General features: G+C 64.2%; 26 protein-coding genes and 1 pseudogene. 15 read left to right on the top strand and 12 right to left on the bottom strand.

Annotation, left to right across the window (positions count from 1 at the left end; all coding sequences use genetic code 11):
* Nucleotides 1-39: 39 nt before the first annotated feature.
* Nucleotides 40-480: a GNAT family N-acetyltransferase gene (locus tag P9272_RS06715; RefSeq protein WP_347404035.1), complete on the bottom strand. Its 441-nt coding sequence runs from the start codon at nt 478-480 to the stop codon at nt 40-42.
* Nucleotides 481-764: 284 nt separating this feature from the next.
* Between P9272_RS06715 and leuD the strand changes: the two genes are divergently transcribed.
* The 6 genes from leuD (at nt 765) to P9272_RS06685 (ending at nt 6,209) form a co-directional block, all read left to right on the top strand.
* Nucleotides 765-1,370, top strand: coding sequence for a 3-isopropylmalate dehydratase small subunit (gene leuD / locus P9272_RS06710; RefSeq protein ID WP_278159906.1), 606 nt, complete (start codon nt 765-767; stop codon nt 1,368-1,370).
* A 66-nt stretch (nt 1,371-1,436) separates the two neighbouring features.
* Complete coding sequence (locus P9272_RS06705) at nt 1,437-2,357, top strand: hypothetical protein (RefSeq protein ID WP_278159905.1); 921 nt, start codon at nt 1,437-1,439, stop codon at nt 2,355-2,357.
* Nucleotides 2,358-2,691: 334 nt separating this feature from the next.
* Entirely contained in the window at nt 2,692-3,075 is a 384-nt protein-coding gene (locus P9272_RS06700; protein WP_278159904.1) for a RidA family protein, read from the top strand.
* A 57-nt stretch (nt 3,076-3,132) separates the two neighbouring features.
* Nucleotides 3,133-3,483, top strand: a complete 351-nt coding sequence (locus tag P9272_RS06695; RefSeq protein ID WP_278160004.1) for a VOC family protein — start codon at nt 3,133-3,135, stop codon at nt 3,481-3,483.
* A 133-nt stretch (nt 3,484-3,616) separates the two neighbouring features.
* Nucleotides 3,617-4,720, top strand: a complete 1,104-nt coding sequence (leuB, locus tag P9272_RS06690) for a 3-isopropylmalate dehydrogenase (RefSeq protein ID WP_128259555.1) — start codon at nt 3,617-3,619, stop codon at nt 4,718-4,720.
* An 88-nt stretch (nt 4,721-4,808) separates the two neighbouring features.
* Nucleotides 4,809-6,209, top strand: coding sequence for a glycosyltransferase (locus P9272_RS06685; protein WP_278159903.1), 1,401 nt, complete (start codon nt 4,809-4,811; stop codon nt 6,207-6,209).
* A 36-nt stretch (nt 6,210-6,245) separates the two neighbouring features.
* Here P9272_RS06685 and P9272_RS06680 read toward each other — a convergent pair whose 3' ends face one another.
* A complete protein-coding gene (locus P9272_RS06680) occupies nt 6,246-8,102 on the bottom strand; it encodes a DEAD/DEAH box helicase (protein ID WP_278159902.1) in 1,857 nt (618 codons plus the stop codon).
* Nucleotides 8,103-8,700: 598 nt separating this feature from the next.
* Between P9272_RS06680 and P9272_RS06675 the strand changes: the two genes are divergently transcribed.
* On the top strand, nt 8,701-9,735 hold the full coding sequence (locus P9272_RS06675; protein WP_128259559.1) for an aspartate-semialdehyde dehydrogenase: 1,035 nt from the start codon (nt 8,701-8,703) through the stop codon (nt 9,733-9,735).
* Nucleotides 9,736-9,880: 145 nt separating this feature from the next.
* Here the strand turns inward: P9272_RS06675 and P9272_RS06670 are convergent.
* Together P9272_RS06670 and P9272_RS06665 are read right to left on the bottom strand one after the other, a co-directional pair.
* Nucleotides 9,881-10,179, bottom strand: a pseudogene (locus P9272_RS06670) (hypothetical protein).
* Nucleotides 10,180-10,217: 38 nt separating this feature from the next.
* The gene (locus P9272_RS06665) at nt 10,218-10,625 is read right to left on the bottom strand and encodes an ACT domain-containing protein (protein ID WP_278159901.1); all 408 of its coding nucleotides are present in this window, start codon (nt 10,623-10,625) and stop codon (nt 10,218-10,220) included.
* 156 nt (nt 10,626-10,781) lie between these two features.
* Here P9272_RS06665 and P9272_RS06660 point away from each other — a divergent pair, with 156 nt between their 5' ends.
* From P9272_RS06660 to P9272_RS06640, 5 genes are all read left to right on the top strand, one after another.
* Nucleotides 10,782-11,687: a bestrophin family ion channel gene (locus P9272_RS06660; RefSeq protein WP_128259561.1), complete on the top strand. Its 906-nt coding sequence runs from the start codon at nt 10,782-10,784 to the stop codon at nt 11,685-11,687.
* 135 nt (nt 11,688-11,822) lie between these two features.
* Nucleotides 11,823-12,254: a hypothetical protein gene (locus P9272_RS06655; protein ID WP_278159900.1), complete on the top strand. Its 432-nt coding sequence runs from the start codon at nt 11,823-11,825 to the stop codon at nt 12,252-12,254.
* Nucleotides 12,255-12,405: 151 nt separating this feature from the next.
* A complete protein-coding gene (locus P9272_RS06650) occupies nt 12,406-13,548 on the top strand; it encodes a LuxR C-terminal-related transcriptional regulator (protein WP_278159899.1) in 1,143 nt (380 codons plus the stop codon).
* Between the two features lie 69 nt (nt 13,549-13,617).
* Nucleotides 13,618-14,028: a DoxX family protein gene (locus P9272_RS06645; protein WP_278159898.1), complete on the top strand. Its 411-nt coding sequence runs from the start codon at nt 13,618-13,620 to the stop codon at nt 14,026-14,028.
* 241 nt (nt 14,029-14,269) lie between these two features.
* On the top strand, nt 14,270-14,533 hold the full coding sequence (locus P9272_RS06640) for a YMGG-like glycine zipper-containing protein (protein ID WP_128259565.1): 264 nt from the start codon (nt 14,270-14,272) through the stop codon (nt 14,531-14,533).
* An 86-nt stretch (nt 14,534-14,619) separates the two neighbouring features.
* Here P9272_RS06640 and rpsP read toward each other — a convergent pair whose 3' ends face one another.
* The 4 genes from rpsP to P9272_RS06620 all read right to left on the bottom strand — a co-directional run bounded on the left by rpsP (nt 14,620) and on the right by P9272_RS06620 (nt 18,384).
* Nucleotides 14,620-15,015 carry a 30S ribosomal protein S16 gene (rpsP, locus tag P9272_RS06635; protein WP_278159897.1) on the bottom strand — a complete coding sequence of 132 codons (396 nt, stop codon included), beginning with the start codon at nt 15,013-15,015 and terminating at the stop codon, nt 14,620-14,622.
* A gap of 112 nt (nt 15,016-15,127) precedes the next feature.
* Nucleotides 15,128-15,454, bottom strand: coding sequence for a chorismate mutase (locus P9272_RS06630; RefSeq protein WP_278159896.1), 327 nt, complete (start codon nt 15,452-15,454; stop codon nt 15,128-15,130).
* Nucleotides 15,455-15,461: 7 nt separating this feature from the next.
* Nucleotides 15,462-17,051: a signal recognition particle protein gene (ffh, locus tag P9272_RS06625; RefSeq protein WP_278159895.1), complete on the bottom strand. Its 1,590-nt coding sequence runs from the start codon at nt 17,049-17,051 to the stop codon at nt 15,462-15,464.
* A gap of 382 nt (nt 17,052-17,433) precedes the next feature.
* Nucleotides 17,434-18,384: a CPBP family intramembrane glutamic endopeptidase gene (locus tag P9272_RS06620; protein ID WP_278159894.1), complete on the bottom strand. Its 951-nt coding sequence runs from the start codon at nt 18,382-18,384 to the stop codon at nt 17,434-17,436.
* 165 nt (nt 18,385-18,549) lie between these two features.
* Between P9272_RS06620 and P9272_RS06615 the strand changes: the two genes are divergently transcribed.
* Entirely contained in the window at nt 18,550-18,843 is a 294-nt protein-coding gene (locus P9272_RS06615) for a hypothetical protein (protein WP_278159893.1), read from the top strand.
* Here P9272_RS06615 and P9272_RS06610 read toward each other — a convergent pair whose 3' ends face one another.
* Entirely contained in the window at nt 18,844-19,449 is a 606-nt protein-coding gene (locus tag P9272_RS06610) for a DUF1236 domain-containing protein (RefSeq protein WP_278159892.1), read from the bottom strand.
* 66 nt (nt 19,450-19,515) lie between these two features.
* Nucleotides 19,516-20,613, bottom strand: coding sequence for a putative zinc-binding metallopeptidase (locus P9272_RS06605; RefSeq protein WP_278159891.1), 1,098 nt, complete (start codon nt 20,611-20,613; stop codon nt 19,516-19,518).
* A 474-nt stretch (nt 20,614-21,087) separates the two neighbouring features.
* Between P9272_RS06605 and P9272_RS06600 the strand changes: the two genes are divergently transcribed.
* The gene (locus P9272_RS06600; RefSeq protein WP_128259571.1) at nt 21,088-21,885 is read left to right on the top strand and encodes a lytic transglycosylase domain-containing protein; all 798 of its coding nucleotides are present in this window, start codon (nt 21,088-21,090) and stop codon (nt 21,883-21,885) included.
* A gap of 112 nt (nt 21,886-21,997) precedes the next feature.
* On the opposite strand, the gene P9272_RS06595 is transcribed toward P9272_RS06600, so the two are convergent.
* Nucleotides 21,998-22,438: a hypothetical protein gene (locus P9272_RS06595; RefSeq protein WP_278159890.1), complete on the bottom strand. Its 441-nt coding sequence runs from the start codon at nt 22,436-22,438 to the stop codon at nt 21,998-22,000.
* A 145-nt stretch (nt 22,439-22,583) separates the two neighbouring features.
* The gene (locus P9272_RS06590) at nt 22,584-23,807 is read right to left on the bottom strand and encodes an argininosuccinate synthase (protein ID WP_278159889.1); all 1,224 of its coding nucleotides are present in this window, start codon (nt 23,805-23,807) and stop codon (nt 22,584-22,586) included.
* Nucleotides 23,808-23,995: 188 nt separating this feature from the next.
* Between P9272_RS06590 and P9272_RS06585 the strand changes: the two genes are divergently transcribed.
* Complete coding sequence (locus P9272_RS06585; protein WP_128259574.1) at nt 23,996-24,637, top strand: LysE family translocator; 642 nt, start codon at nt 23,996-23,998, stop codon at nt 24,635-24,637.
* Nucleotides 24,638-24,645: the final 8 nt, after the last annotated feature.

The following is a 24,645-nucleotide window of genomic DNA, read 5'->3' as shown; positions in this document are numbered from 1 at the left end:
GCACAAGAAGATCTGCCTGGGACGCGCGGACCGGGACGATCAGCTTGCCGGAGCGGTCAGCGCTTGCGGGAGAACCAGAAGGCGTCGGATGCGCGTCATGCCGATGCGCTCGTAGAAGCCGACGGCGTCGGGCATCGAGATCAGGCTGATGGCGACCGAAGGGCCGAGCTGCCGCTGCGCCTCGTCCATCAGGCCCTTGCCGACGCCGAGCCCTTGCGCGGCCTTCGAGACGGCTAGGTCGGAAATGTAGCAGACCCAGGAGAAGTCGCTCATGCCGCGCGCGACGCCGACCAGTTGCCTGTCCGGCCGGTCGAGCCGCGCGGTCAGAACCAGATTGGCGTTGTCCAGCATGGTTTGCAGCCTGGCCTCGTCGTCGACGGGCCTGACCTTGCCGAGGCCGGAGTCGACCAGCACGCGGCGGAACTCGGCGACGTCGAGCGTGGGCTCGCTGGCGTAAAGGACTTTGGAAGGACCGGCCATGGTCGCAGACTGCACCAGCCGGCCAGGATTTCGAAGCCGTTTTTGAGGCGTTCCAGCTCCAGCACGCTGCATGATATAACAATGTTTGCAGCCCGTAGCTCAGGGGAAGAGCGCCAGCTTGTCTTGGGAGCCCCCGGTCGAGACGGTGCGGGTCCGCCGCCTCATTCATACAGCCCGTGTAGCCGCAGCTCAACTGCGCACGAACAGTTGCCTTTCATTTGCCGCCGGCTTTGTGTAAACCGTCCCGCAAAATTCCCCGCAAGCCAAGAAGACGGGCAGGTACCATGGACAAATTCACCAAGCTCACCGGCGTCGCCGCGCCCATGCCGATCGTCAATGTCGACACCGACATGATCATCCCGAAGGATTATCTCAAGACGATCAAGCGTACCGGGCTCGGCACCGGCCTGTTTGCCGAGATGCGCTACAATGAGGACGGTTCGGAGAATCCGGATTTCGTGCTCAACAAGCCGGCCTACCGTAAGGCGCAGATCCTGGTCGCCGGCGACAATTTCGGCTGCGGCTCGAGCCGCGAGCATGCGCCCTGGGCGCTGCTCGATTTCGGCATCCGCTGCGTGATCTCGACCTCGTTCGCCGACATTTTTTACAACAACTGCTTCAAGAACGGCATCCTGCCGATCACGGTCAGCCCGGAAGACCTCGACAAGCTGATGGACGACGCCTCGCGCGGCTCCAACGCGACGCTGTCGGTCGATCTCGAGGCGAAGGAAATCCGCGGCCCGGACGGCGGCGTGGTCAAATTCGACCTCGACGAATTCAAGCGCCATTGCCTGCTGAATGGCCTGGACGACATCGGGCTCACCATGGAGAAGGCCGGCGCCATCGCGTCCTTCGAGAAGCGCAACGCCGAGCAGCGCCCCTGGGCCTGACGTTCTGAACGTAGTAGCCCGGCCGTTCGCGGCCGGGTTCGTGACGACTGGATGGAGGGGACCGTCATGACACGTTCGCTTCTGGCTGCTTCGGTGGCAATTCTTCTCGCCACAATCGGCGCCAATGCGCAAACCGCCGCGCCGACCACGCAGCCGGCGCCGGCCGCGTCCGACCAGCCGGCTGCCGATCAAGGCGCGGCCGATCAGGCTGCGTCGGATGACGACAAGCAGGCGCCGATTCCCTTCGAGGGCGGGCAGCTCACCATCACGCAGCCGGAGCAGGACGGAGAGAAGGTGCTGTCTTATGACGGCAAGCAGCTCGCCAGCAATTACGACGTCTTCTTCGACAAGATCGTCAAGATCGGCGACGTGAATGTGGCGCTCGTCGATGTCGGCGACGGCGGCAATCAATGCGGCCCGGCCAAGGTCATCGTCTGGAAGAAGGACGGCGAGATACAGACCACCACGGTCGAGCAGGACGAATGCGGCGCGCCGCCGGCCGCTGTCTCCGATAGCGCCATCTATTTCGTCCCCTATCTGCTGCCGGGCGAAACGAGGCCGGCACTGCAGTGGTCGCCGGCCGCAGGGCTGACGACCTCGGGTAACCTGACCTACACGCCGGAACCGGGCACCGACTGGAAGGATGTGGACCCGTCGAAATACGACAACATTATCGACGCTTTCCACAATGAGGCCGTCTACAAGGCCGGCCAGGCGCTGCTCGGCAACGACATGCCCGACATGGCGACCAGCCTGCTGGTTGGCGGCGGCACCGAAAAGACGGCGTCGGGCGCCTTCTACGCTACCGGCTGCGTGCCGCATGACTGCGGCGGCAATGACGGCTTCATGGCGGTCGACCCGGCCAAGCACAAGATCTACTTCGCCCGTCGCGGCGACAATGGCGAGCTGCAGGCCTGGCCGCCGCTGAAGGACTGGCCGGCGGATATCAAGAAGGCCTATGACGACGCGCAGAATTCGGGGAATTAGGGTTAGGTACGCGGCAGCCATCGCGGCTTCGTCATCCACCGGCGGAGCGACGCGCAGCGGAGCGCAGACCCGAGAATCCATCCCTGACGGTTGCCGTAGCGCGCGAGGGTCCAGAATTCTGCGCCGCTGGCGGCGCTTCGGCGTAACGGCATGGATTCCAGGGTCTGCGCGCGTCGCTTCGCTCCTTGCTTGCCCTGGAATGACGAAGACGGGAAGGGCTCCGGCTAATCTCGCAGGTTTGCGCCGCCATTCTGACAACGGTCCGCCTTGCCTGGCCCACGACCAGACTGTCTTCCGCTGCTAGACGGGCGCAGCCCATCACGAGGAGGCCCCCATGCGCAGACTCATCTCCACCGGCTCCCCCTTTGAGAAAACCGCCGGCTATTCGCGCGCGGTGGTGCAGGGCGACTGGTGCTTCGTCTCCGGCACCACCGGCTACGACTATGCCACCATGACCATACCCAACACGGTCGAGGCGCAGACGCGCAACTGTCTTGCTACCATCGCCAGGGCGCTGGCCGATGGCGGCTTCGACATGGCCGATGTGGTGCGCGCGCATTACTACATCACCGACCAGGCCTATGTTGACGTGGTCTTCCCGATCCTCGGCGAAGCGTTCGGCGACATCCGTCCGGCGGCGACGATGATCGTATGCCAGCTCAACAAGCCGGAAATGAAGATCGAGATCGAGGTGACGGCGCTGAAGCGCACGGCATAGGGCCGTTGCAGCAATGCGGAGGGCTCCCGGACACGCAAAGGCAAGGAGCGGCTCATGGTGAAGGTCAGGCGCATCGTCGCCAATATCGAGACTCCCGACATTGCGGCGGCCAAGCACTTTTACCAGGACGTGCTCGGCCTTGATGTCCTGATGGATCAAGGCTGGATCCTCACTTGCGGCTCGGCCGAGACCATGACGGTGCAGGTGAGCTTCATGGCCGAGGGCGGGTCGGGCACGCCGGTGCCGGACCTGTCGATCGAGGTCGACGATGTCGACGCGGCGTTTGCGGCTATGAAGAAGGCCGGCTTCGCCGTCGAATACGGTCCGGCCGACGAGCCTTGGCACGTACGGCGCTTCTATGTGCGCGACCCGTTCGGCAGGCTGGTGAATATTCTTTCGCATCGGTAGGTGTGCTGCCGGCTTTCTCTGAGCGCCGGCGGGACGAGGGGGTGTGAAGGATCTCGGCGCTCATCCTCTTGCGCCGCAACCGCTTGGCGTTTAGCAAGACGCCGGTTCAATTTCTCTCCCGGGACGGTTCTCCATGGCTTCGAAAAATCTCTTCCTGCTCGCCGGCGACGGCATCGGCCCCGAGGCCATGGCCGAGGTGAAGAAGCTGATCGCGGCCATGAACGAGAAGCTCGGCAGCAACTTCGTCACTGACGAGGGGCTCGTCGGCGGCTGCGCCTACGACGCGCATGGCGTGGCGATCTCCGATGCCGACATGGCAAAGGCGATGGCGGCGGATGCCGTGCTGTTCGGCGCCGTCGGCGGGCCGAAATGGGATGCCGTGCCTTACGAGGTGCGGCCCGAAGCCGGGCTCCTGCGCCTGCGCAAGGACATGGAGCTGTTCGCCAATCTGCGCCCCGCGATCTGCTATCCGGCGCTGGCCGCTTCCTCCTCGCTCAAGCAGGAGGTGGTCGAGGGTCTCGACATCTTGATCGTGCGCGAGCTCACCGGCGGCGTCTATTTCGGCGAGCCGAAGCAGATCATCGATCTCGGCAACGGCCAGAAGCGCGGCATCGACACCCAGGTCTACGACACGTTCGAAATAGAGCGCATCTCGGGCGTCGCCTTCGAGCTGGCGCGGACCCGCCGCAATCACGTCACCTCGATGGAAAAGCGCAACGTCATGAAGTCGGGCGTGCTGTGGAACGAGGTGGTCACCCAGACGCACAAGGCGCGCTATTCCGACGTCAAGCTGGACCACATGCTGGCCGACGCCGGCGGCATGCAGCTGGTGCGCTGGCCGAAGCAGTTCGACGTCATCGTCACCGACAATCTGTTCGGCGACATGCTCTCCGACATCGCCGCCATGCTGACCGGCTCGATCGGCATGCTGCCGTCGGCCTCGCTCGGCGCGCCGGATGCCAAGACCAAGAAGCGCAAGGCGCTGTACGAGCCGGTGCACGGCTCGGCGCCCGACATCGCCGGCAAGGGCATCGCCAACCCGATCGCCATGATCGCGTCCTTCGCCATGTGCCTGCGATATTCCTTCGGCATGGTGGCCGAGGCCGACAAGCTCGAAGCGGCCATCGCCGCCGTGCTCGACGACGGCCTGCGCACCAAGGACATCATGTCTGGAGGGATGAAGGAAGTCGGCACCGTCGAGATGGGCGATGCCATCATCGCCAAGTTCCTGGGATGACCCGTTGCGTTAGCTGCAAACCCAGGCGGCTTTCATCCTCTGTCAAACCTGGATAGAAGCGGAAAGTCGCTTCGTATTCTCTGGGGCAATGTACAAGAAGAAGTCGGGCCCGTTGCCGGACGGTGCGGAAGAAACCTGCGGCAAGAAACAGCAAATCTGCATCGACGCGACTGGCCTGCTCGCCTGGCGCGGCGCGCTGGCCGGCATCCAGAGGATCGAGGACTTCATGGTCAGGGCGGCGCTGGCCGACTCCGATCCGGATATCGAGGTTGTGACGCTGGACCTTTCGAGCCGTCGCTTCCGGCCACTCGAGAATTTCGAGATGGAGGAGCTGGGTATCCGCGAGCTCGCGCCGTTCCGGCTACGGCCCAGGCGTAAACGACTTGCGGCCTTGCGGAGCGCTTTCGACGTGGTGCGACGATATCCGATGGCAAAAAGAGAAGCGGATCAGCAGCTTGCGAGGATAGTGACCGAAGGGCGCCCGGGCCTCACTTGCGCAATGCTGAGAGTGATGTTGCGCGCCTACCGTCTTTGGCGGCGGGGCGGCCTGATTGCCGGTCTGTTCCGCCCAGGTACCGCGGACGGGGAGGAGGGACCGGGGTATTCGAAGGTTTTGATCAGCAACTATGTCATGGTTGGCGAAACGGCGGCTGAGCTCGCCAGGCAAGGGAGCAGCACGGCTTTCCTGTGCCACGACATGATCCCGACGATACGGCCTGACTTTGTCGGCAAAGGCAGGATGCAATCGGTCTTCGGGCCAAATCTGGAGGCGCTGGTGCGTTCCGGAGCGGCGGCTTTCTGCACCTCCGATGCCGCGGCTGAGATGCTTATTGGCCACATGCAGAGGGCCGGCATCCCTGTGCCGACCATCCATCGCTTCCCGATGCCTTCCTTGCTTCATGAAAAGGCAACACGGCTCGGCGCGACGTCGGGCCTCGATACCGCCGAGACGGTCGTTCTCTATTGCTCGACGGTTGAGATCCGGAAGAACCACATCCTGCTCGCACGCATCTGGCAACAGGCGCTGGACGAAGGCGTGAAGCTGCCCAAGCTTGTCTGTGTCGGCCGCTGGGGTTGGATGGTCGAGGAGCTCAGCGCCTATCTCGAAGCGCACCCGCAGCTGGGGAAACAAATTGTCTTCGTCGGTCCGGTTAGCGACGAGGAACTTATCCGCTACTATCGCTGCGCAAGCTTCGGCGTCTTTCCTTCGCATATCGAAGGTTGGGGTTACTCCGCTTCGGAGTGTCTCGATTTTGGCATTCCGGTCATCGTTTCGACTACGCCCTCGCTGATCGAAGCGACAGGCGGCCTGATGCCTGCGATCGACTCGACGGACCAGGCCGGCTGGTATGCCGCCATTCGGCGAATGGCCGAGGACGTTGCGTGGCGCCGCGCACTTTCGGAGCGTATCGCCAAAAAGTACCGGCCGACAGCGCCGCCCGACAGCTGGGCCGCGCTCAAGGCGGGGCTCAAGGCAACTGCCGGATAGCAATGACCCGGCGCGCTGACGGGCAGGCCGAAACGATCAGACAGGGCGCTTCTTCGCCTTCCTGGGCTTCGGCGCACCGGAATTCTCATGCGTCGGCTTGCCTGATTTCTTTCCCCACGGCTTTCCCTCAAAGGTGGTTGGGCGCTGGTCGGTGGAACTCTCGACACGCTTGTTCAACTTGCGCCCCGGCGCGCCGTGGTCGAACGATCCCTTGCCGCGATGCGGCTTCTTCTCTGGCCTCGGCGGCTGGTAACCGGCGCGTGACAGGTCGGGCGTGCCGTCGATCCGCCTGACCGCTATGCTGCCCTGCAGCTTGCGGTCGGGGCCGATCGCGGCGAGGAAGCGGTCGGCCCAGTCAGCGGCGATCTGCACGAAGGTCTCTTCCGGCTGCATCTTGATGGCGCCGATCTCGCGCTTGGACATGCCGGCGGTGCGGCACAGCATCGGGATCAGCCAGCGCGGCTCGGCATTCTGACGGCGACCGACCGAAAGCGAGAACCAGACGCTGTCGCCGAAATCGTCGCGGCGCGCGGGGGCTTCTTCCCGGCGCGCGAACTTTTCCTTCGACGGGGCGAACGGGCCGACATCGATCAGGTCCTCGGGCGCCGAGCGGCTGCCGCGGCAAAGCCGCACGAAAGCGGCGGCCACCAGGTCGGCGCCGTGCCGTTCCAGAAGCGCGGCGGCGAAGTCGCGCTCGTCGTCCTTCACCGGCTCGCCGAAGGAAGGGTCGGCCAGGATGCGCTCATCGTCGCGCCGCAGCACTTCGTCGGCCGAGGGCGGGCTCGCCCATGTCGCGGTCAGGCCGGCATTGGCAAGCAGCCGCTCCGTGCGCCGGCGGGCATTGCCGGGCACGATCAGCGCGCTCACCCCTTTTCGCCCGGCGCGTCCGGTACGGCCGCTGCGATGCAGCAGCGTCTCAGGGTTGGTCGGCAGGTCGGCATGGATGACGAGATCGAGATTCGGCAGGTCGATGCCGCGTGCCGCGACATCCGTGGCGATGCAGACTTTGGCGCGGCCGTCGCGCATCGCCTGCAGGGCATGGCTGCGCTCGTTCTGGCTGAGCTCGCCGGACAGCGCCACGACAGAGAAATTGCGGTTGTTGAAGCGCGCAGTGAGGTGGTTCACCGCGGCGCGGGTGTTGCAGAACACCATTGCATTAACCGCCTCGTAGTAGCGCAGCACGTTGATGATGGCGTTCTCGCGATCGGCGGGCGCAACGGAAAGCGCCCGGTATTCGATGTCGAGATGCTGCTTCTCCTCGCCGCCGGCCGAGATGCGCACGGCGTCGCGCTGGTAGCTCTTGGCCAGCGTGGCGATGGAGCGCGGAACGGTGGCGGAAAACATCAGCGTGCGGCGCCCCGCTGGCGCGGCGTCGAGGATGAATTCGAGGTCCTCGCGGAAACCGAGATCGAGCATCTCGTCGGCCTCGTCCAAGACCACGGCTTTTAGCGCCGACATGTCGAAGGCGCCGCGCGTGATGTGGTCGCGCAGCCGTCCCGGCGTGCCGACGACGATGTGGGCGCCGCGCTCCAACGCGCGCCGCTCGGTGCGCATGTCCATGCCGCCTACGCAGGAGGCTATCTGCGCCCCGGTCAGCCCGTAGAGCCATTCCAGCTCGCGCCGAACCTGCAGCGCCAGTTCGCGCGTCGGCGCCACGACCAACCCCAGCGGCGCGCCGGCCTCGGCGAAACGCTCAGCGCCGCCCAGCAGGGTCGGCGCCACGGCTAAGCCGAAGGCGACGGTCTTGCCGGAGCCGGTCTGCGCCGACACCAGCGCGTCGGCCTCGCCGAGTTCAGGCTCCAGCACCGCCTTCTGCACCGGGGTCAGCGCCGAATAACCGCGCTTTTCCAGCGCCTCTGCCAGCGCAGGAACGATCATCTCGAAACTTGACATTTTCTTCTTTCGGAATTCGGAGCTTCTATAAGCCCATCGATGGGCTGATGCCGGCAGGCGCTGAGGCGCCGCAAGGCCGGACGGTTGGTGGGTTCCTACTTCTTGGCGACGGCATTGTACAGAGCAGGCGGCACCGCCTTTCCCTTCCCCCCTTGTGGGGAAGGTGTCGCCGAAGGCGACGGATGAGGGGTGTTCTAGGGAACGCCGACGTCTCAGTCCGCTGGAACACCCCTCATCCGTCTCGGCGCTGCGCGCCGATCCACCTCCTCCCACAAGGGGAGAAGGAGAGGCGCTGCGGCGATTGACTCTTCCACCAAACCGCGTAAAAGCCCGCGTCGAACGGGATCGTTTTTCGATGCGCGGCCTTTTGATGGCTCTTCTTGCATTCGATGCCCCTAGCCACGATGTACGACATCGGGCCGGGCGCTTCGGCGCGTCCGTCCGTTCCAGCAAAACTACGGCCAAAAAAACCACCACCAAAACGGTGTGATTCCCTTGGCCTAACCACCCTCTCCCGGGTCCGGCCCGGGGGACGAAGCCCGCATGAGGCCGGCGGGTTTTCTCCAACAACCAAGCGGAGAGGGACAGGAGATATCAGATGAGTTTCAAGGTTGCGGTAGTCGGCGCCACGGGCAATGTGGGCCGCGAAATGCTCAACATTCTGGACGAGCGCGGCTTTCCGGTTAGCGAGGTCGTGGCGCTGGCGTCGCGGCGCAGCCAGGGCACCGAGGTGTCCTTCGGCGACCGCACGCTGAAGGTCAAGGCGCTCGACACCTACGACTTTTCCGACACCGACCTCTGCGTCATGTCGGCCGGCGGCAATGTCTCCAAGGAATGGTCGCCCAAGATCGGCAAGCAGGGGTGCGTCGTCATCGATAATTCGTCGGCCTTCCGCTATGATCCGGACGTGCCGCTGATCGTGCCGGAGGTGAATCCGGACGCGGTCTCGCTGTTCTCGCGCAAGAACATCATCGCCAACCCGAACTGCTCGACCGCGCAGCTGGTCGTCGCGCTGAAGCCGCTGCATGACGTCGCCACCATCAAGCGCGTGGTCGTCGCCACCTACCAGTCGGTGTCCGGCGCGGGCAAGGAAGGCATGGACGAGCTGTTCACGCAGACCCGCGCCGTCTTCGTCGCCGACCAGGTCGACGTCAAGAAGTTCACCAAGCGCATCGCCTTCAACGTCATTCCGCATATCGACGTCTTCCTCGACGACGGCTCCACCAAGGAAGAGTGGAAGATGGTGGCCGAGACCAAGAAGATGCTCGACCCCAAGATCAAGCTGACGGCGACCTGCGTGCGCGTGCCGGTGTTCATCGGCCATTCGGAAGCGGTCAACATCGAGTTCGAGAAGCCGATCACCGCCGACGAGGCGCGCGAGATCCTGCGCGACGCGCCGGGATGCCAGGTGCTCGATAAGCGCGAGAACGGCGGCTACATCACACCGCTGGAATCGGCCGGCGAGGACGCGACCTTCATCTCGCGCATCCGCGAGGATTCGACCGTCGACAACGGCCTGTCGATGTGGGTCGTCTCCGACAACCTGCGCAAGGGGGCGGCGCTGAACGCCGTGCAGATCGCGGAATTGCTGGTCGAGCGCGGCCTGATCCAGCCGAAGAAGAAGGCAGCCTGACGGCTGTCTGTTTAGCGCTCACGGGCCGTATCGCCGCTGCCGCGGCGGGCCCTCCGCGGGGGCGCCGGACGACCGGCGGCCCGCTGTCGCGGGCTCGGCCTTCGGCCGTTTGTTCTCGCTCACAGAGTACGCGGCTGTGCCGAGGCTAGCGGAAGCGGACGACTTCAATGAAGGCCTTGCGTCTGACGATGAACTCCCGCAGCAGCGGCAGGAAGAAGGCTTTGCTGAAGCGTCCGATCGGCGGCTCGGGTTCGAGATAGAAGGACTTGCCGACGAGATGATCCAGAACCGCCGGTCGGCGTCGAGTCCGGCGCGGCGCCTCTCGATGGCGGGGATTTCCACCGCGAACCGAGCTTTCTCCGGCTCCTTGGTGGTGATCGGGAAGAACAGAACAAGATCGCCAGCCTGGGCTCCTTTTCCTGTGGCGTGAGCAGGTATCAGCAGTGTGGAGGAGGTGGTGCAGGCTCATCGATCCTCATGGCTCAGCCATCGCTTTCCGCCGCCAGCGCCCGCAACATCGCCGTGGCCTCCTCCGCCCTTTCCGCCGGCACGAACAGATGGTCGTGATAGAAGGCCGAGACCGGATTGACGCCCATGCCGGCGGTCGCCAGCTTCGCGGTGATGGCGGCGAGGAAGCCGACGGCTTCCAGCGAGGAGTGGATGTCGAGCGTGATCATCCGGCAGCGGAACGTGCCGGCGAGGCCGGCTGCCTTAGCCTGGCTTTCGGCTAGGATCAGCGTCGTGCCCTCGCGCTCAATGAAGCGCATCACCGGCTCCACGCCTTCCGGCAACACTGCGCTGGGCGGCAAGGTGGCGAATACATAGACATCCGGGTAAAGCCGCGGCGTCATCGACGCCAGCAGCTTCTGCAAGTCCGTCTCGCCGCTCATCTTTCCTTCCCTTCGTCTGGCGCCCTGCGACGTTCTCGACAGTCCTGCTCGCATCGTCAACGGTCCCGCGCCTGGACGACATGGCGATGTCGCTTGCGGCTGAGACGCGGGTTCGTTATCGCCGTAGAGACATAACGGCTTGCAAAGGTTCACCCGATGATCGTCCGCCCGCGCCCGACATTCCTGCAGCTGTTCTTCATCATGCGCGGCTCGGTGGTGCCGCGCATCCTGCCGCAGATTTTCGGCTTCGCCATCTACTCGGCGCTGATCCTGCTCGTGACACGGCACTTCCAGCTCGATCTCAGCGCCTTCAGCATCGCGCCTTTCGGGCTCGTCGGCGTGACGCTGTCGATCTATCTGTCGTTCCGCAACAACGCCGCCTATGACCGATGGTGGGAAGCGCGCAAGCTCTGGGGCGCGCTGGTGTTCGAGATCCGCAACCTGGCGCGCGCCACCACCAGCCTGATCGGTGACCGCGACGAGCAACGCGCGCTTCTGATGGAGGCGCTTGCCTTCTGCCATCTGTTGCGCGGGCAATTGCGCCGGATCGACAGCATAAAGGACGCGTACGCCTTCATCGGCGACGCGGTCGACAAGGCTGCTGCCCGCACCAATCCGGCGGACGACATGGTCCGCCGCATGGGCCGGCGCGCCAATGCGCGGCGCGAGGCCGGCGCGCTCGACCCGATCGGCTTCCGCATCCTCGATGAAAGGCTGGCCGCGATCGCCGCCATCCAGGCCGGCTGTGAGCGCATCGCCGGCACGCCCCTGCCCTTCGCCTATACGCTTCTGCTGCACCGCACGGCCTATGTCGTCTGCCTGCTTCTGCCGTTCGGGCTGGTCTCGACCACGGGCTGGGCGACGCCGCTGTTCACGGCGCTGATCGCCTACACCTTCTTCGGTCTCGACGCGCTGTCGGAAGAGCTCGAGGACCCGTTCGGCATCGAAGCCAACGACCTGGCGCTCGATGGCCTCTGCCGCGTCTGCGAGATATCAGTGTTCGAGGCGCTGGACGAGGCACCGCCGAAGATGATCGCGGCCGACAAGTTCTATTTTTCGTGAGGTCCGCAGGAGGGATTATCCCGGAACAAGTCCCGGTGCTCAGAAACATCAGGTTCCTGAGCGCATCATCTCACCCACAGCAGTTATGATCGGGGTGATGCACCTACTGTGTCTAAGGGCGGTCCTGTAATCTCCATGTCGAACTGGGCCGCGATCGCCTTGATTGCCGCGAGGTCGCGCGGAATCTCCAACCCCAAAGCGGCAACCGCCGGGAAAGCTTTCGAGACCACCCGGGGACAGGAGGGCGATCCATCGCGCACGCTCAACGACGACGAATGTGTGCTCGACGCCAGCGGGAATGTAGAACACTCCTCCGGCGATACCTTCGGAAATCTCCCCGGCGCGCCAGAAGCGCAGCCGCCCTTGGAGGATAATGAAGACTTCGTCGGATTTGGGATGGCGGTGACGCGGCGGTCCGTCGCCCGGACCGGCATTGGATGCAAATGCCCCGAGCTTGCCGCCGGTCTCTTGCGCCGTCAGCAGCGTTTTGTAGTGCGTACCGTTCCAATCGGTTTGAGTACCAGGTGCTGCCCGAGTTTGCATCTTCGCCACATGTGGTTGGAGTGAAGCCTTGATGACGCCGCGATAGCTATACTTTGACCTCGGGCCGGCGCCTCCTACGAACCTATGAGATGCGGCGGGGAATGGTTGTCAGCAACGCCGGCTTCCGGCAAACTGCAGATCCCTTCAGGTGAGGGAGCGGTGAAATCCGGCACGCATGCACGACTTCGACGGCATGGTCGGACAGATCTACGATGCGGCGGTCGAACCCGACTGCTGGCCGCGGGTTCTTGAGACGCTGTCGGATTTCCTCGAAGGCGCCGCTACAAAGCTGACGTTCCAGAACGCAAGGACGTTGCGCAGCGAAGCGAGTTCGGTCCGCATGCCGCCGGAGGCGGACCTCACCTACGCGCAGTACTACTACAAGACCAATGTGTTCCTGCCGCGTATCGCCAGGCTGAGCGCCGGCACGTTGATCCCGATTTGGGACCTGCTGCCGCGCGAGGTCTACCGGCGCTCCGAGTTCTACAACGACTTCTGCCGGCCCGGCGACATGTGTCACTCGATCGGGGTCGTGCTTGCCAACGAGCCGGACATGCGTGTCGTGTTCACCTGCGGACGTGCCGAGGCGACAGGAGAGTTCGAACCCGAGCACCTCGACCGGCTGCGCCGCATCGGGCCGCATCTGGTTCGCGCGGCGAGCGTGGGACTGCGTCTCTCGCGTTCGGAGATCGCCAGGAGCGCCAGTGTCGAGGCGCTCGACCGAGTCGCGCAGGGCGTGCTGATCGTGGCGGCAAATGGCGAGATCCTGTTTGCCAACCGGGCGGCCGAAGCGCTGCTCACCGAGGCCGATGGGATCAGGATCGAGAAATCGGCGCTGCGCGCAACCAGGTCCGCGGATGCCCCGCAATTCCAACGGTTGATCGCCACGGCCGTGGAGCGGTCGGATGCCGCGGGCGGCGTCATGGCACTCGCGCGCCCGGCGCCGCGTCGAGCGCTGAGCGTGTTTGTCGCGCCGCTGAAGATCGAGTTGACATGGTTCGTGACCGTCCGCCCCGCCGCGATCGTGTTCGTGTCCGATCCGGACAGCGCGCCACGGACCATGCAGGGCCAGTTGCGCAGTCTCTATCGGCTGACCCCGGCCGAGGCGGCCGTGGCCATCGCGATCGCCCGCGGCGAAGGGCTGCAGGCGGTTGCGGACGAACTCGGGATCAGCCTGACCACGGCGCGCACCCACCTGCAGCACGTGTTCGAAAAGACGGAGACGCGACGGCAGGCGGAGCTGGTGCGCCTCATTGCGGCGAGTGGTGTTTACGACCGGGTGGCGGAATCTGCGCCGAAAAGACTCAGGACCCTGTAGGATTGCTGCCCCGAAGCGCGTCCTTGGTTCGACCTCGGTAGAGGGCGTCGAACTTAGGAGGGAACACCCATGAGCATTTCCGAAGCCGCGCCTGCTTCAAAAGGCGCTTTGTGGGCCGGGCGCGCGCTCAGCGCCGTCGTCGTCCTGTTCATGATCTTCGATGGCGTCATCAAGCTGTCGCCGCTCGATACCGTCACGCAGGCCATGACCGAACTGGGCTGGCCGGCCGATCCGAACATCACACGCCTGATCGGGGCCATCGGGCTGATCTCGACCGCGCTCTATGCCTTGCCGCGCACCTCGATGCTCGGCGCGATCCTGCTCACCGCCTATATGGGCGGTGCGATTTCCACGCATGTGCGGATCGGCAACCCGCTGTTCTCGCACACGCTGTTCGGCGTCTATCTCGGCGTCATCCTGTGGGGCGGGCTCTATCTGCGCGACGCAAGAGTGCGGGCGTTGATCCCGTTCAGTCGATAAGAGGGGACAAAGCGACACTTACCATCATTCTTGACCTCATCGGCAGGGATTTCGAGGCCGGGCTCGACAGCTGAGGCGCCTTGCCGTGCGGTGAAAGCGGCGAGATTTCAACGGGTTGGTACCGAGTTCCGTAGATGCGGCCGGCATGTAGCCGGGCAATCTTCACCGTCGCCGGGATCAATTTAGCTGTTCGTGAGTTTAAGGGATGGCGGCGAGGACGGCGCTTGAGAGAGGAACAGCAATGAAGAAAGCAATTACCATTCTGGTTCTGACGATGGCCTTGGGCGCCTGCTCGCAGACCGAAAAGGGCGCGGCGATCGGCGGCCTGGGCGGCGCGGCGGTCGGTGCAGCGGTGGCAGGTGATCCGGTGCAGGGTGCCGTCGTCGGCGGCGCGGTTGGCGCCGTGGCTGGTGCGCTGATCGGCCATGCCAGCGAAAGTGGCAAGTGCCGCTATCGCGATCGTTACGGACGCGTCTATGTGGCGCGCTGCCCGTCCGGCTACTGAGGCGTCAGGCGGACCAAAAGAAAACGGCGGGCATGAGCCCGCCGTTTTCGTAGAGCGTTTACCGTTTCAGGAAAACGGCGCCGTGATTACTCGGCGGTGGCGGTCTCGGCCGGCGCGGCAGTCGCCGCTGCCGCTGCCGCAGCGGCGTCTTCCTGGGCCTTCTTCAGAAGCGCGGCGCGTTCCTGCGCCTTCTTGCCGGGCAGGGCCTTGGTCGGGTTCGAGCGGGCTTCGCGCTTGGCGATACCGGCTTCGTCGAGGAAGCGCAGCACGCGGTCGGTCGGCTGGGCGCCGTGCGACAGCCAGTGCTTGACGCGGTCGGCGTCGACCTTGACGCGCTCGCCGTCCTTCGGCAGCAGCGGGTTCCAGGAACCGAGCGCCTCGATGAAACGGCCGTCGCGCGGCGAACGGGCGTCGGCGACGACGACGTGGTAGTAAGGACGCTTCTTCGAGCCCGCACGGGCCAGTCTGATCTTCAGTGCCATTCTTTTCTCCTAAAAGCTCTGATTTCGTTTGATGTGGTTTTGTGGCTGAGTCCTTTGTTTGTGCATGGCGTTATCCCAAAACCGCGAAGCACTTTTGGGCGACATGCACAGGTCAGCCGGCTTTGGGAGCGCCGTTGGAAGCGGCGATCTGTTCGTGGTGTCGGATCACTTCACGGACGACGAAGTTCAGGAACTTCTCCGCGAAATCCGGATCGAGATTCGCATCCTTCGCCAGCTGGCGAAGGCGGGCGATCTGCTGCTGCTCGCGCGCCGGATCGGCGGGCGGCAGGCCATGCTCGGCCTTCAGAACGCCAACCGCCTTGGTGCAGCGGAAGCGTTCGGCCAGCATGTGGATGAGGGCGGCGTCGATGTTGTCGATCGAGGCGCGGTAGCCGGCCAGGATGGCGCGTGCGTCGGCCATGTCTTTCTCCTCGTTCATCGCCCCCTCACTTCTTCTTGCCAAGGCCTGGCAGTCCGCCGCCGAGACCTGGAAGGCCCGGAAGCTTCATGCCGCCTGGCAGGCCCGGCAGGCCGCCGCCACCGGGAAGTCCACCGGGCAACCCGCCCGGCAGGCCCTTGCCGAGGCCGGCGGCCTGCGCCTGCTTCTGCAAGGCTTCGAGCTGCTTGGGATCCATCTTGGAGAGATCGGGCATGCCGCCGCCGGGCATCATGCCGCCAAGGCCCATCTTCGAGGCCAAGCCGCCCATCATGCCGCGCATCAGGCCGCCGCCTTTGCCCTTGCCGCCCATCGCCTTCATCATGTCGGCCATGCCGCGATGCATCTTCAGGAGCTTGTTGATTTCGGCAGCGTCGGTGCCGGAGCCGGCGGCGATGCGCTTCTTGCGCGAATGCTTCAGGATATCGGGGTTGGCGCGCTCGGCCTTGGTCATCGAGGAGATGATGGCGAGCTGGCGGCGGAACATCTTGTCGTCGAAGCCTGCTGCGGCAAGCTGGTCCTTCATCTTGCCCATGCCGGGCATCATGCCCATGATGCCGCCCATGCCGCCCATTTTCGACATCTGCTGAAGCTGCGCGGCAAGGTCGTTCAGGTCGAACTTGCCCGACTGCATCTTCTTGGCCATCGCCGCCGCCTGCTCGGCGTCGATGGTCTCGGCGGCCTTCTCGACGAGCGAGACGATGTCGCCCATGCCGAGGATGCGGTCGGCGATGCGCTTGGGATGGAATTCCTCCAGCCCGTCCATCTTTTCGCCCGTCCCGATGAGCTTGATCGGCTTGCCGGTTACGGCGCGCATGGAAAGCGCCGCCCCGCCGCGGCCGTCGCCATCCATGCGGGTCAGGACCAGGCCGGTGATGCCGACGCGTTCGTCGAAGCTTTTCGCCAGGTTCACGGCGTCCTGGCCGGTGAGCGAATCGGCGACCAGCAGGATCTCGTGCGGGCTCGACACCTTCTTGATGTCGGCCATCTCGACCATCAGCGGCTCGTCGATATGGGTGCGGCCGGCGGTGTCGAGGATGACCACGTCATGGCCGCCGAGCCTGGCGGCCTGCACGGCGCGCTTGGCGATGTCGACCGGGCTCTGGCCGGCGATGATCGGCAGCGTCGCGACCTTGGTCTGCTCGCCGAGCTGGCGCAGCTGCTCTTGTGCTGCGGGCCGCCGCGTGTCGAGCGAGGCCATCAGCACCTTCTTGTTCTGCCGCTCGGTCAGCCGCTTGGCGATCTTGGCCGAAGTGGTCGTCTTGCCGGAGCCCTGCAGGCCGACCATCATGACGACCACGGGCGCCGGCGCATTGAGGTCGATGGCCACGCCTTCGGCGCCGAGCATCTCGACCAGCTCGTCATGGACGATCTTGACGACCATCTGCCCCGGCTTGATCGACTTCAGCACCGCGGCGCCGACCGCCTTCTCGCGCACCTTGTCGGTGAAGGAGCGAACCACTTCCAACGCGACGTCGGCCTCGAGCAGCGCACGGCGCACCTCGCGCAGCGCCGCCGAGACATCCGCCTCGGACAGCGCGCCGCGGCCGGTCAGGCCGTTCAGGATCGAACCAAGGCGTTCTTGGAGGGACTCAAACATTGATCAGACCGCGGTGCGAGCGCGCCTTGGATTCATGCTGGTCCCTGTCGGGCCTGCGGCCCTCCACGCCTCTTGGGCGTTCCTGGAGTGATTCAAACATTCTTCTTCCTTTTCCCTGGCACTGTGGATGCCCGAGAGGTAGTGCGTTAGCGCCGGGTCGCCAAGCAAAAGCGCAAAGCCAAAAGCACCCGGGGGCGCATCGCGCTGCCGGGTGTTGGCCTCCAGGATCTCTTTACAGCTCTTGCCTCAAAGAGGCTTCGGCGTCCTGGTCGGCTTTCGCGAAGGATACTCGTCGCGGAAATTCAGCGGCTCTAGACAGGAAAACGGCCGCGGAGTCAAGGCTCGGCCAGCAATCCGGCCAAAACGGCGCGATTCGAGACGCTTAGAACAAGCTTTCGCTGTTCGTACGGACCCGCAGCGGCGAGCGCCGGTGCAAAAGCAAAAGCATGGTCAAAAGCGTGCTGACGATGCCGATCGCGGCGATGAGCGCAGCATCCCAGTTCGTCCAGCCGGGGCCCTCGAGCGGCTTGGCGTTGAGGAGGGCGAAGCCATTGTAGCCTTCCTGGTGCGAGATCAGCAGGAAGCCGGTCAGGTTGTTGCCGAGATGGGCGCCGAAACCGGCGCCGAGATTGCCGGTGACATAGACCAGCAGGGTGAGCAGCAGGGCAAAGATGCCGATCGAGATGAAGACGCTGGCATTGATGGCAAAAGTCGAAGCCGAGTTCCAGTGCAGCGACGTGAACAGCATGCCCGGCAGCACCGCCCAAACCAGAGGGCTCTTGAAGCGGTAGGCGAGGCCGCGCAGCAGGTAGCCGCGAAACAGTATCTCCTCCGACGAGGTCTGCAGGAAAGCGAGCAGCAGGATCGGGATCAGGGAGAGCAGCCAGGACGACATTGCGATAGGTCCGCGCAGGATTTCCGGCTGCATCCAATAGAGCAGGACCTCGGAGAAGAGCGAGGTGATCAGCACTGCGACCAGCCCCTTCAGGAAATCGCCGCGGGCAATGCGGCGGGTGACCCCGAAAAGGGCGGACAGCGGCTCGCTGTGAACGAAGCGCATCGCAACCCAGAGGCCGATCCAGATGCCGGCGAATGAGGTCAGGGCACTCAAGATTCCGACCGGCGATGCCAGGAAATCCTGCATGTACCGCCCGGTCGAGGGTCCGGGCAGGCCCCAGACGATGTAGACATAGGTGCCGGCAAACAGCACCAGGGCCGTCATCGCCATCCAGAAGGCGACGACGATCGCCGTGCCGAAGAACAGGCGCGGCAAATTGGTCTTTTGGTTCGGCGAGCGGCGATAGCCCTCGAAGGCGGCATTGTCGATCGTCACGCGGCTCCCCTGCCGAAGGCTTTGGCTGCAAGATCTATGGCGATCAGTGGTTACCGTGCTATTACGCCATCAGGTTCCCGGGTTGAATGGGTCGCTTCAAGGGCAACGGCATGGACGTCACGGCCGAAGACGGGCCGGACGCCCGCCTGTCGCGATCGTCACCCTATGGCGAAGCAAGGAGCGAACGACGCGGCGCAGACCATAGGATCCGTGCCGCAACATCTGAGCGATGCAGCGGTTCAGAAGAGCCCTTCTTCTGCGCAGTCTTCATTTTTCGCGCGAGGTACGGAATGGATCCTCGGGTCTGCGCGCAGCTTTGCGGCGCTCCGCCCGTGGATGACGAAGTTCGGGCGCTTCAGCCAATTCCCAGCCTATGTCGCGATGCGACGGTCGCTGCTTGCACACAAACAAGCGGCCGCCGTCGCCGGCGGCCGCTCTTCTCATGGCGATCAGGCCTGATCAGCGCATCACATAGACGATACGCCTTGTGCCGGGATCGACCAGCGCCGGCTGGTTGTTCACATAAACGTAGCGATACCGGTAATCCGGGATCTCGCGCAACTCGACTGTGTCGGGCAGCGTGGCGCCGGTCACCACCTCGCCGTCGAGATAAACCGGATCGACCCGGTGCTCGGTGACATAGGTGCCGACCTCGGCCGGCGGCCTGCCGATCGATTCGATGGCGTCGTCGTTAGAGACGATGGCGCCGGTATGGATGTCCGTGGTGTAGAGATTGTCGGTCGGCGGCGGCACAACGGCAATGCCGGCATCCGCCGGCCGGCGCGTCACGACAACCCGGCTGCCGCCGAAGTCACCCGTCACATAGTCGGAATAGACCCAACCCTTGCCGCCGGCTTCGGCTATCGTGCACCATTTGCTGCCTTCGATGCAGCCGTTGAGCGTGGCCGACTGGCCGGCCGCCAGCACGCCGATGACCGGGTATTGCGGACCGGGGCCGGCCCGCACATTCAGGTCGGTCATCGCCTGGACGGGGGTATCGGCGAAAGCGGCGCCCGACATGGCAAGCAGCGCACCGGCAAGCGCCGGAAACAACACGCGTTTCATGGTTTTCACTCCGTTTTTCAACGCTCCCTCGGGCTCGGAAACGAAACAGAGGCTTATGCGTTCCGGCTAAAGCGCCCCTGCCGGCTCACGAATTGTTCCAGGCTTTTTCGGCGCGCGGGTCAGAAGGTCGTTCACGAAGGCGAGTTTTCGGGCCGTCACTTCGGAAATCACGAAGGGGTAGAGATCCGGCAGTCCCATGCAGCGGTTGATCGAATTGGAGGCCTCCGAAAGCACCAGCCAGCGGGCGAGGATCTTCTTGAACGGCTCTTGCATCGGGCCGGGATCGACGGGCGCCGCCTGCAAGTGTCCGCCGGTATTGGCCCGCGGCAGGTTGCCGTCGCCGACAATCTCCAGCCGGCCGAGCGGGAGATTGAGCGCATGCACCATCTCGAGCGTGTCGGTGATGTGTAGATGATGCGCGAAGGTCTCGGCCCAATCCTCCCAGGGATGGGATGTGGCGTAGGCAGAGATGTGGCGCTGCTGCCAGTCCGGCGGCGCGCCGTTGGCGTAGTAGGTTTGCAAGGCCTGCTCGTAATCGATCCGCTCGTCGCCGAAGAGCGCGCGGAAAGCCGAAAGATATGCAGGATCGTCACGGATCAGCCGATCCCAATAATAGTGGCCGAGCTCATGGCGGAAATGGCCGAGCAAGGTGCGGTAGTTTTCACCCATCTCGACGCGCCGGCGCTCGCGCTCGGCGGAATCGGCCTCGGCGACGTTGAGCGTGATCAACCCGTTGTCATGGCCGGTCAGGATGCGTTCCCCGCCTGGACCAGCGCCGATCGGGTCGGCGAGAAAGTCGAAGGCAAGACCGACCTCGTCGCCTGCATCGGCCTTCGGCACAACCGGCAGGCCGAGGGCGAGCAGGGAGTAGACGGCACGCTTCTTCGCGGCTTCGACCCGTATCCAGCGCCTGCGGTTGCCGTCGATGGAAAGGTCGGGAATGACTTGGTTGAGAGCGCAGGCGCGGCAGAAGGTCCGGCCGTTCTCGGCCCGCCAGTTGCACGCGCATTCATCGGCGTTGCCGCATTGGAAGACGCCGCTCGTTCCGGCGAGGACGAAATTCGCCTGCTCCGGGTCATAGAAGACGAGGCTGGAACAGCTCAGGCACTGGGCGTTCTCGAAATAAAGGCGGTGCCCGCAGTTTGGACAGTCGAAAAGCTTCATGCGTCGACCCGTGAGACCCATGCGTGGATGTGAGTTCGCCCCTAACGTCCGCCGGCGTCCGGCGTTCCAGTCCTATTTCGGCTAAATCTGGGCAATGACCTGCCTGGACTCGCTTTCGCCCGAGGGCCTCGCGCCGCCACGGGACCGATGCAGCCAGGCGAGGTCTATGTCGAAGGCACGCCGAAATGGCGGCGCAGGCCGAGGCGCGGCCGCCGATGCGGCCCATCGCCTAGAGAAGAAGGTGTCCGACGGCTCGAAGCACCTTCCGCGGCAAGTCCCGCGGAACTGGCGCCAACGATCACGACATCACCTCCTTCATGAGGTAAGCCAGCCACACCTGATGCCCGATCGTAGGGAAATTGCCCTTCTTTCGCCAGGGTCGGGTGTCACGTGCTCCGCGAGGGCGGTGACAACCCGGCGTTTCGCTGGCAAATTCACAACCGGGACGTGATTCAGGCAATTCAGGAGAACAAGATGGCATTTTTTGCCAAGGGAAGGATTTTCGCGGCGGCGGTGGTGGCGACGCTGGCGCTGGCGGCGGGCGCCGAGGCGGCTCCAAGCTGTGGCAAGAACGGCGCCGGCTTTGACGCCTGGAAACAGGATTTCGCCGGCGAGGCCAGAGCCGAGGGTGTCGGCCAGAGGGGCCTGTCCGCGCTGGCGGGCGCCACCTACGCCACCAGGACGATCGCTGCCGACCGGGCGATCCACAAGGCGTTCAGCGGCTCGGTGGAAAGCTTCATGCAGCGCCGTGGCGCATCGGCGATCATTTCCCGAGGCCGCGCGCTGAAGAAAGCAAACGCGGCGATGTTCGCCAATATCGAGAGCACCTATGGGGTGCCGCCGGGCGTGCTGCTCGCCATCTGGGGCATGGAAACCGGCTTCGGCGCCTCGATGGGCAACCAGAACACGGTTTCGGCGATCGTGACGCTGGCCTATGACTGCCGCCGCCCGGATTATTTCAGGCCGCATGCCATCGCCGCGCTGAAGCTTGTCGATCGCGGCGCGCTCAGCGCCTCTTCCGTCGGGGCCATGCATGGCGAGATCGGCCACACCCAGTTCCTACCTGGAAATGTGCTGAAATACGGCGTGGGCAGCGGAAACCTGCGCGACCGCAACACGGCGCTGGCGTCGACCGCCAATTTCCTCAAGGGCCATGGCTGGCGCGCCGGCGCGAGCTACGAGGCGAATATGGGTGCGATCGCCGGCTGGAACTCGGCAAGCGTCTATCAGCAGGCCATCGCCCGCATCGCCGAGGCGATCGACGCGGACTGAGCGGGCATTTCCATTTCAGCGAAGAGCCCGGCCATGCGCCGGGCTTTTGTTTGCGGAGCACGCGTCGAACCTGATCACGGGGAATGACGATCAGTCCTGTTTCTCCTCATTCTCAATGATTCGCCCAGCCACTCAACGGGCATTTCTGGGAGATGGGAACCTGGAAGGAGCCGTCAATGCCGCTGCAGTTACGGAACCTGGACGACCGCGGCGGCAAGGAGTGGGTGACAGGTGGCTCCTTGGGCTTGCCCTTGATGACCATCCAGATCTCGGTCGGCTGGCTGAGCTGAATTGCATTTACATCCGAGAAGCCGATGCGCCCGATGCGCACGCCTTCGAAGATGCGCTGGCAAAAGATTGCCGGCACGCGGTCGAGCGATACGCCCATGAAAGAGGCGAGCTCGTGCTTGAACGTGATGTCCCAAACGCGGGCCGAGGCAACACATTTGGCCATGCTTGGTTCTGGCGACTTCTTGGACGCCATTGCCGCTTGGCATCCGATTGCGACCACGGTTGCGGTCAACAGTAACAAAATTCGATTTTTCAAATCCACCCCCCATGTCCCGCGAACAAAGTAGCCTATAGCGCTGGGAGGTCAACAGAATGCGTGTTGGAACAGGGTTTCATATATTAGCATACTGAAATAAAAACCCGGCGTTTCCGCCGGGTCGTTTGATAGCATATGTATCAGTAAAATATCAGTGATTGCGGTTTCTCGCAGCCAGCGTCCGCAGCCGAAGTCCGTTCAGCCGTATAAAACCTTCGGCATCCTTCTGGTCGTAGGCGCCGCGATCGTCCTCGAACGTGACCAGCGCATCCGAGTATAGCGTCTTCTTAGACTTGCGGCCGGTGACGATGACATTGCCCTTGTAGAGCTTCAGCCGCACCGTGCCCTCGACGTCCTCCTGGCTCTTGTCGATCATCGCCTGCAGCATGACGCGCTCGGGCGAGAACCAGAAGCCGTTGTAGATGAGCTCCGCATAGCGCGGCATGAACTCGTCCTTGAGGTGGGCGGCGCCGCGGTCGAGCGTGATCGATTCGATCGCCCGGTGGGCGGCGATCAGGATCGTGCCGCCGGGGGTTTCATAGACGCCGCGCGACTTCATGCCGACGAAACGGTTCTCGACGAGGTCGAGGCGGCCGATGCCATTGTCGCGGCCGAGGTCGTTCAGCGCCGCGAGCAGGGTGGCCGGCGACAGCTTCTTGCCGTTGAGCGCGACGGGATCGCCCTTCAGGAACTCGATCTCGATCTCGGTGACGACATCGGGCGCGTCCATCGGCGAGACGGTGCGCTGGTGGACGAATTCCGGCGGCTCGCTCCACGGGTCTTCCAGCACCTTGCCCTCGGAGGAGGAGTGCAGGAGGTTGGCGTCCACCGAGAAGGGCGCGTCGCCGCGTTTGTCCTTCGGCACCGGAATCTGGTGCTGCTCGGCGAAGTTGAGCAGGTCGGTGCGCGATTTGAACGACCAGTCGCGCCACGGCGCAATGACCTTGATGTCCGGGTTCAGCGCATAGGCGGACAATTCGAAACGGACCTGGTCGTTGCCCTTGCCGGTGGCGCCATGGGCGATGGCGTCGGCGCCCGTCTCCTTGGCGATCTCGACCAGATGCTTGGAGATCAGCGGCCGGGCGATCGAGGTGCCAAGCAGATAGGTGCCTTCATAGACGGCGTTGGCGCGGAACATCGGGAAGACGAAGTCGGCTACGAATTCCTCGCGCACGTCGACGATGCGGATGTCCTTGATGCCCATCATCTCGGCCTTGCGGCGCGCCGGCTCCAGCTCTCCGCCCTGGCCGAGATCGGCCGTGAAGGTGACGACTTCGGCGCCGAGCTCGGTCTGCAGCCATTTCAGGATGATGGAAGTGTCGAGGCCGCCGGAATAGGCGAGCACGACTTTCTTGACGTTCTTGGTCTTGGACATTTTTGGCGGTTCCGCGGGAAAAAGGTTCGGGGGCGAGTATCACGCCGTTTCCGGGCGACGCAAGAGACGAAGGGGCGCCTAGCTATGGCACAGGCTGGGCCAGATGTTTGCCTGGGCAGACGCTGGCGCGTCAGGAAGTGCCGCGTTACAGAACTAACGAAACCCCATTGCGAGGCGACCCCCGATCTATGTCCTTCATCCCCGACACTTCGACCCTGATCCAGTTCGCCATCGCCACAATCGTCCTGGCGATCACGCCAGGACCGGACATGACGCTGTTCGTCTCGCGCACGCTGAGCCAGGGCCGCGCCACCGGCTTCGCCTCGATGGCCGGCGCGCTCTGCGGCACTCTGATCCACACCACGCTGGTGGTTGTCGGCATCTCGGCGCTGATCGTGGCTTCGCCGATGGCCTTCTTCGCCCTGAAGATCTTCGGCGCCGGCTATCTTGTGTTCCTGGCCTGGCAGGCGGTGACGAAGGGCTCGGCCTTCTCGCCGGAGAAGCGGACGGGACCGCAGGTTTCGCTGTTCCGAAGCTGGGCGGCCGGGCTCGGCGTCAACCTGCTCAATCCGAAGATCATCTTGTTCTTCATGACCTTCCTGCCGCAATTCGTCTCCGCCCACGATCCGAACGCGTCCGGAAAACTGTTTTTCCTCGGCTTGATGTTCATCGCGCTATCGATCCCGGTGACGGCGCCGATGGTGCTGGCGGCGGAAAAGTTCTCGGCGGCGATGAAGGCAAGCCCGCGGGTGACGCGCGTGGTCGACTACCTGTTCGGCGGCGTGTTCTCGGCCTTCGCGCTCAAGATCCTGACGGCGCAGGCGAAGTAGACGTTCGC

The sequence above is a fragment of the Mesorhizobium sp. WSM4976 genome, from assembly GCF_029625685.1.
Lineage (GTDB): Bacteria > Pseudomonadota > Alphaproteobacteria > Rhizobiales > Rhizobiaceae > Mesorhizobium.
This window is presented reverse-complemented; position numbering and strand designations above follow the sequence as displayed.

Bases quoted from the DNA above. Each gene is read 5' to 3' on its own strand.
- P9272_RS06715 (WP_347404035.1), bottom strand. From the start codon at position 480: ATGGCCGGTCCTTCCAAAGTCCTTTACGCCAGCGAGCCCACGCTCGAC.
- leuD (WP_278159906.1), top strand. From the start codon at position 765: ATGGACAAATTCACCAAGCTCACCGGCGTCGCCGCGCCCATGCCGATC.
- P9272_RS06705 (WP_278159905.1), top strand. From the start codon at position 1,437: ATGACACGTTCGCTTCTGGCTGCTTCGGTGGCAATTCTTCTCGCCACA.
- P9272_RS06700 (WP_278159904.1), top strand. From the start codon at position 2,692: ATGCGCAGACTCATCTCCACCGGCTCCCCCTTTGAGAAAACCGCCGGC.
- leuB (WP_128259555.1), top strand. From the start codon at position 3,617: ATGGCTTCGAAAAATCTCTTCCTGCTCGCCGGCGACGGCATCGGCCCC.
- P9272_RS06685 (WP_278159903.1), top strand. From the start codon at position 4,809: ATGTACAAGAAGAAGTCGGGCCCGTTGCCGGACGGTGCGGAAGAAACC.
- P9272_RS06680 (WP_278159902.1), bottom strand. From the start codon at position 8,102: ATGTCAAGTTTCGAGATGATCGTTCCTGCGCTGGCAGAGGCGCTGGAA.
- P9272_RS06675 (WP_128259559.1), top strand. From the start codon at position 8,701: ATGAGTTTCAAGGTTGCGGTAGTCGGCGCCACGGGCAATGTGGGCCGC.
- P9272_RS06665 (WP_278159901.1), bottom strand. From the start codon at position 10,625: ATGAGCGGCGAGACGGACTTGCAGAAGCTGCTGGCGTCGATGACGCCG.
- P9272_RS06660 (WP_128259561.1), top strand. From the start codon at position 10,782: ATGATCGTCCGCCCGCGCCCGACATTCCTGCAGCTGTTCTTCATCATG.
- P9272_RS06655 (WP_278159900.1), top strand. From the start codon at position 11,823: ATGTCGAACTGGGCCGCGATCGCCTTGATTGCCGCGAGGTCGCGCGGA.
- P9272_RS06650 (WP_278159899.1), top strand. From the start codon at position 12,406: ATGCACGACTTCGACGGCATGGTCGGACAGATCTACGATGCGGCGGTC.
- P9272_RS06645 (WP_278159898.1), top strand. From the start codon at position 13,618: ATGAGCATTTCCGAAGCCGCGCCTGCTTCAAAAGGCGCTTTGTGGGCC.
- P9272_RS06640 (WP_128259565.1), top strand. From the start codon at position 14,270: ATGAAGAAAGCAATTACCATTCTGGTTCTGACGATGGCCTTGGGCGCC.
- rpsP (WP_278159897.1), bottom strand. From the start codon at position 15,015: ATGGCACTGAAGATCAGACTGGCCCGTGCGGGCTCGAAGAAGCGTCCT.
- P9272_RS06630 (WP_278159896.1), bottom strand. From the start codon at position 15,454: ATGAACGAGGAGAAAGACATGGCCGACGCACGCGCCATCCTGGCCGGC.
- ffh (WP_278159895.1), bottom strand. From the start codon at position 17,051: ATGTTTGAGTCCCTCCAAGAACGCCTTGGTTCGATCCTGAACGGCCTG.
- P9272_RS06615 (WP_278159893.1), top strand. From the start codon at position 18,550: ATGGCGAAGCAAGGAGCGAACGACGCGGCGCAGACCATAGGATCCGTG.
- P9272_RS06610 (WP_278159892.1), bottom strand. From the start codon at position 19,449: ATGAAACGCGTGTTGTTTCCGGCGCTTGCCGGTGCGCTGCTTGCCATG.
- P9272_RS06605 (WP_278159891.1), bottom strand. From the start codon at position 20,613: ATGAAGCTTTTCGACTGTCCAAACTGCGGGCACCGCCTTTATTTCGAG.
- P9272_RS06600 (WP_128259571.1), top strand. From the start codon at position 21,088: ATGGCATTTTTTGCCAAGGGAAGGATTTTCGCGGCGGCGGTGGTGGCG.
- P9272_RS06590 (WP_278159889.1), bottom strand. From the start codon at position 23,807: ATGTCCAAGACCAAGAACGTCAAGAAAGTCGTGCTCGCCTATTCCGGC.
- P9272_RS06585 (WP_128259574.1), top strand. From the start codon at position 23,996: ATGTCCTTCATCCCCGACACTTCGACCCTGATCCAGTTCGCCATCGCC.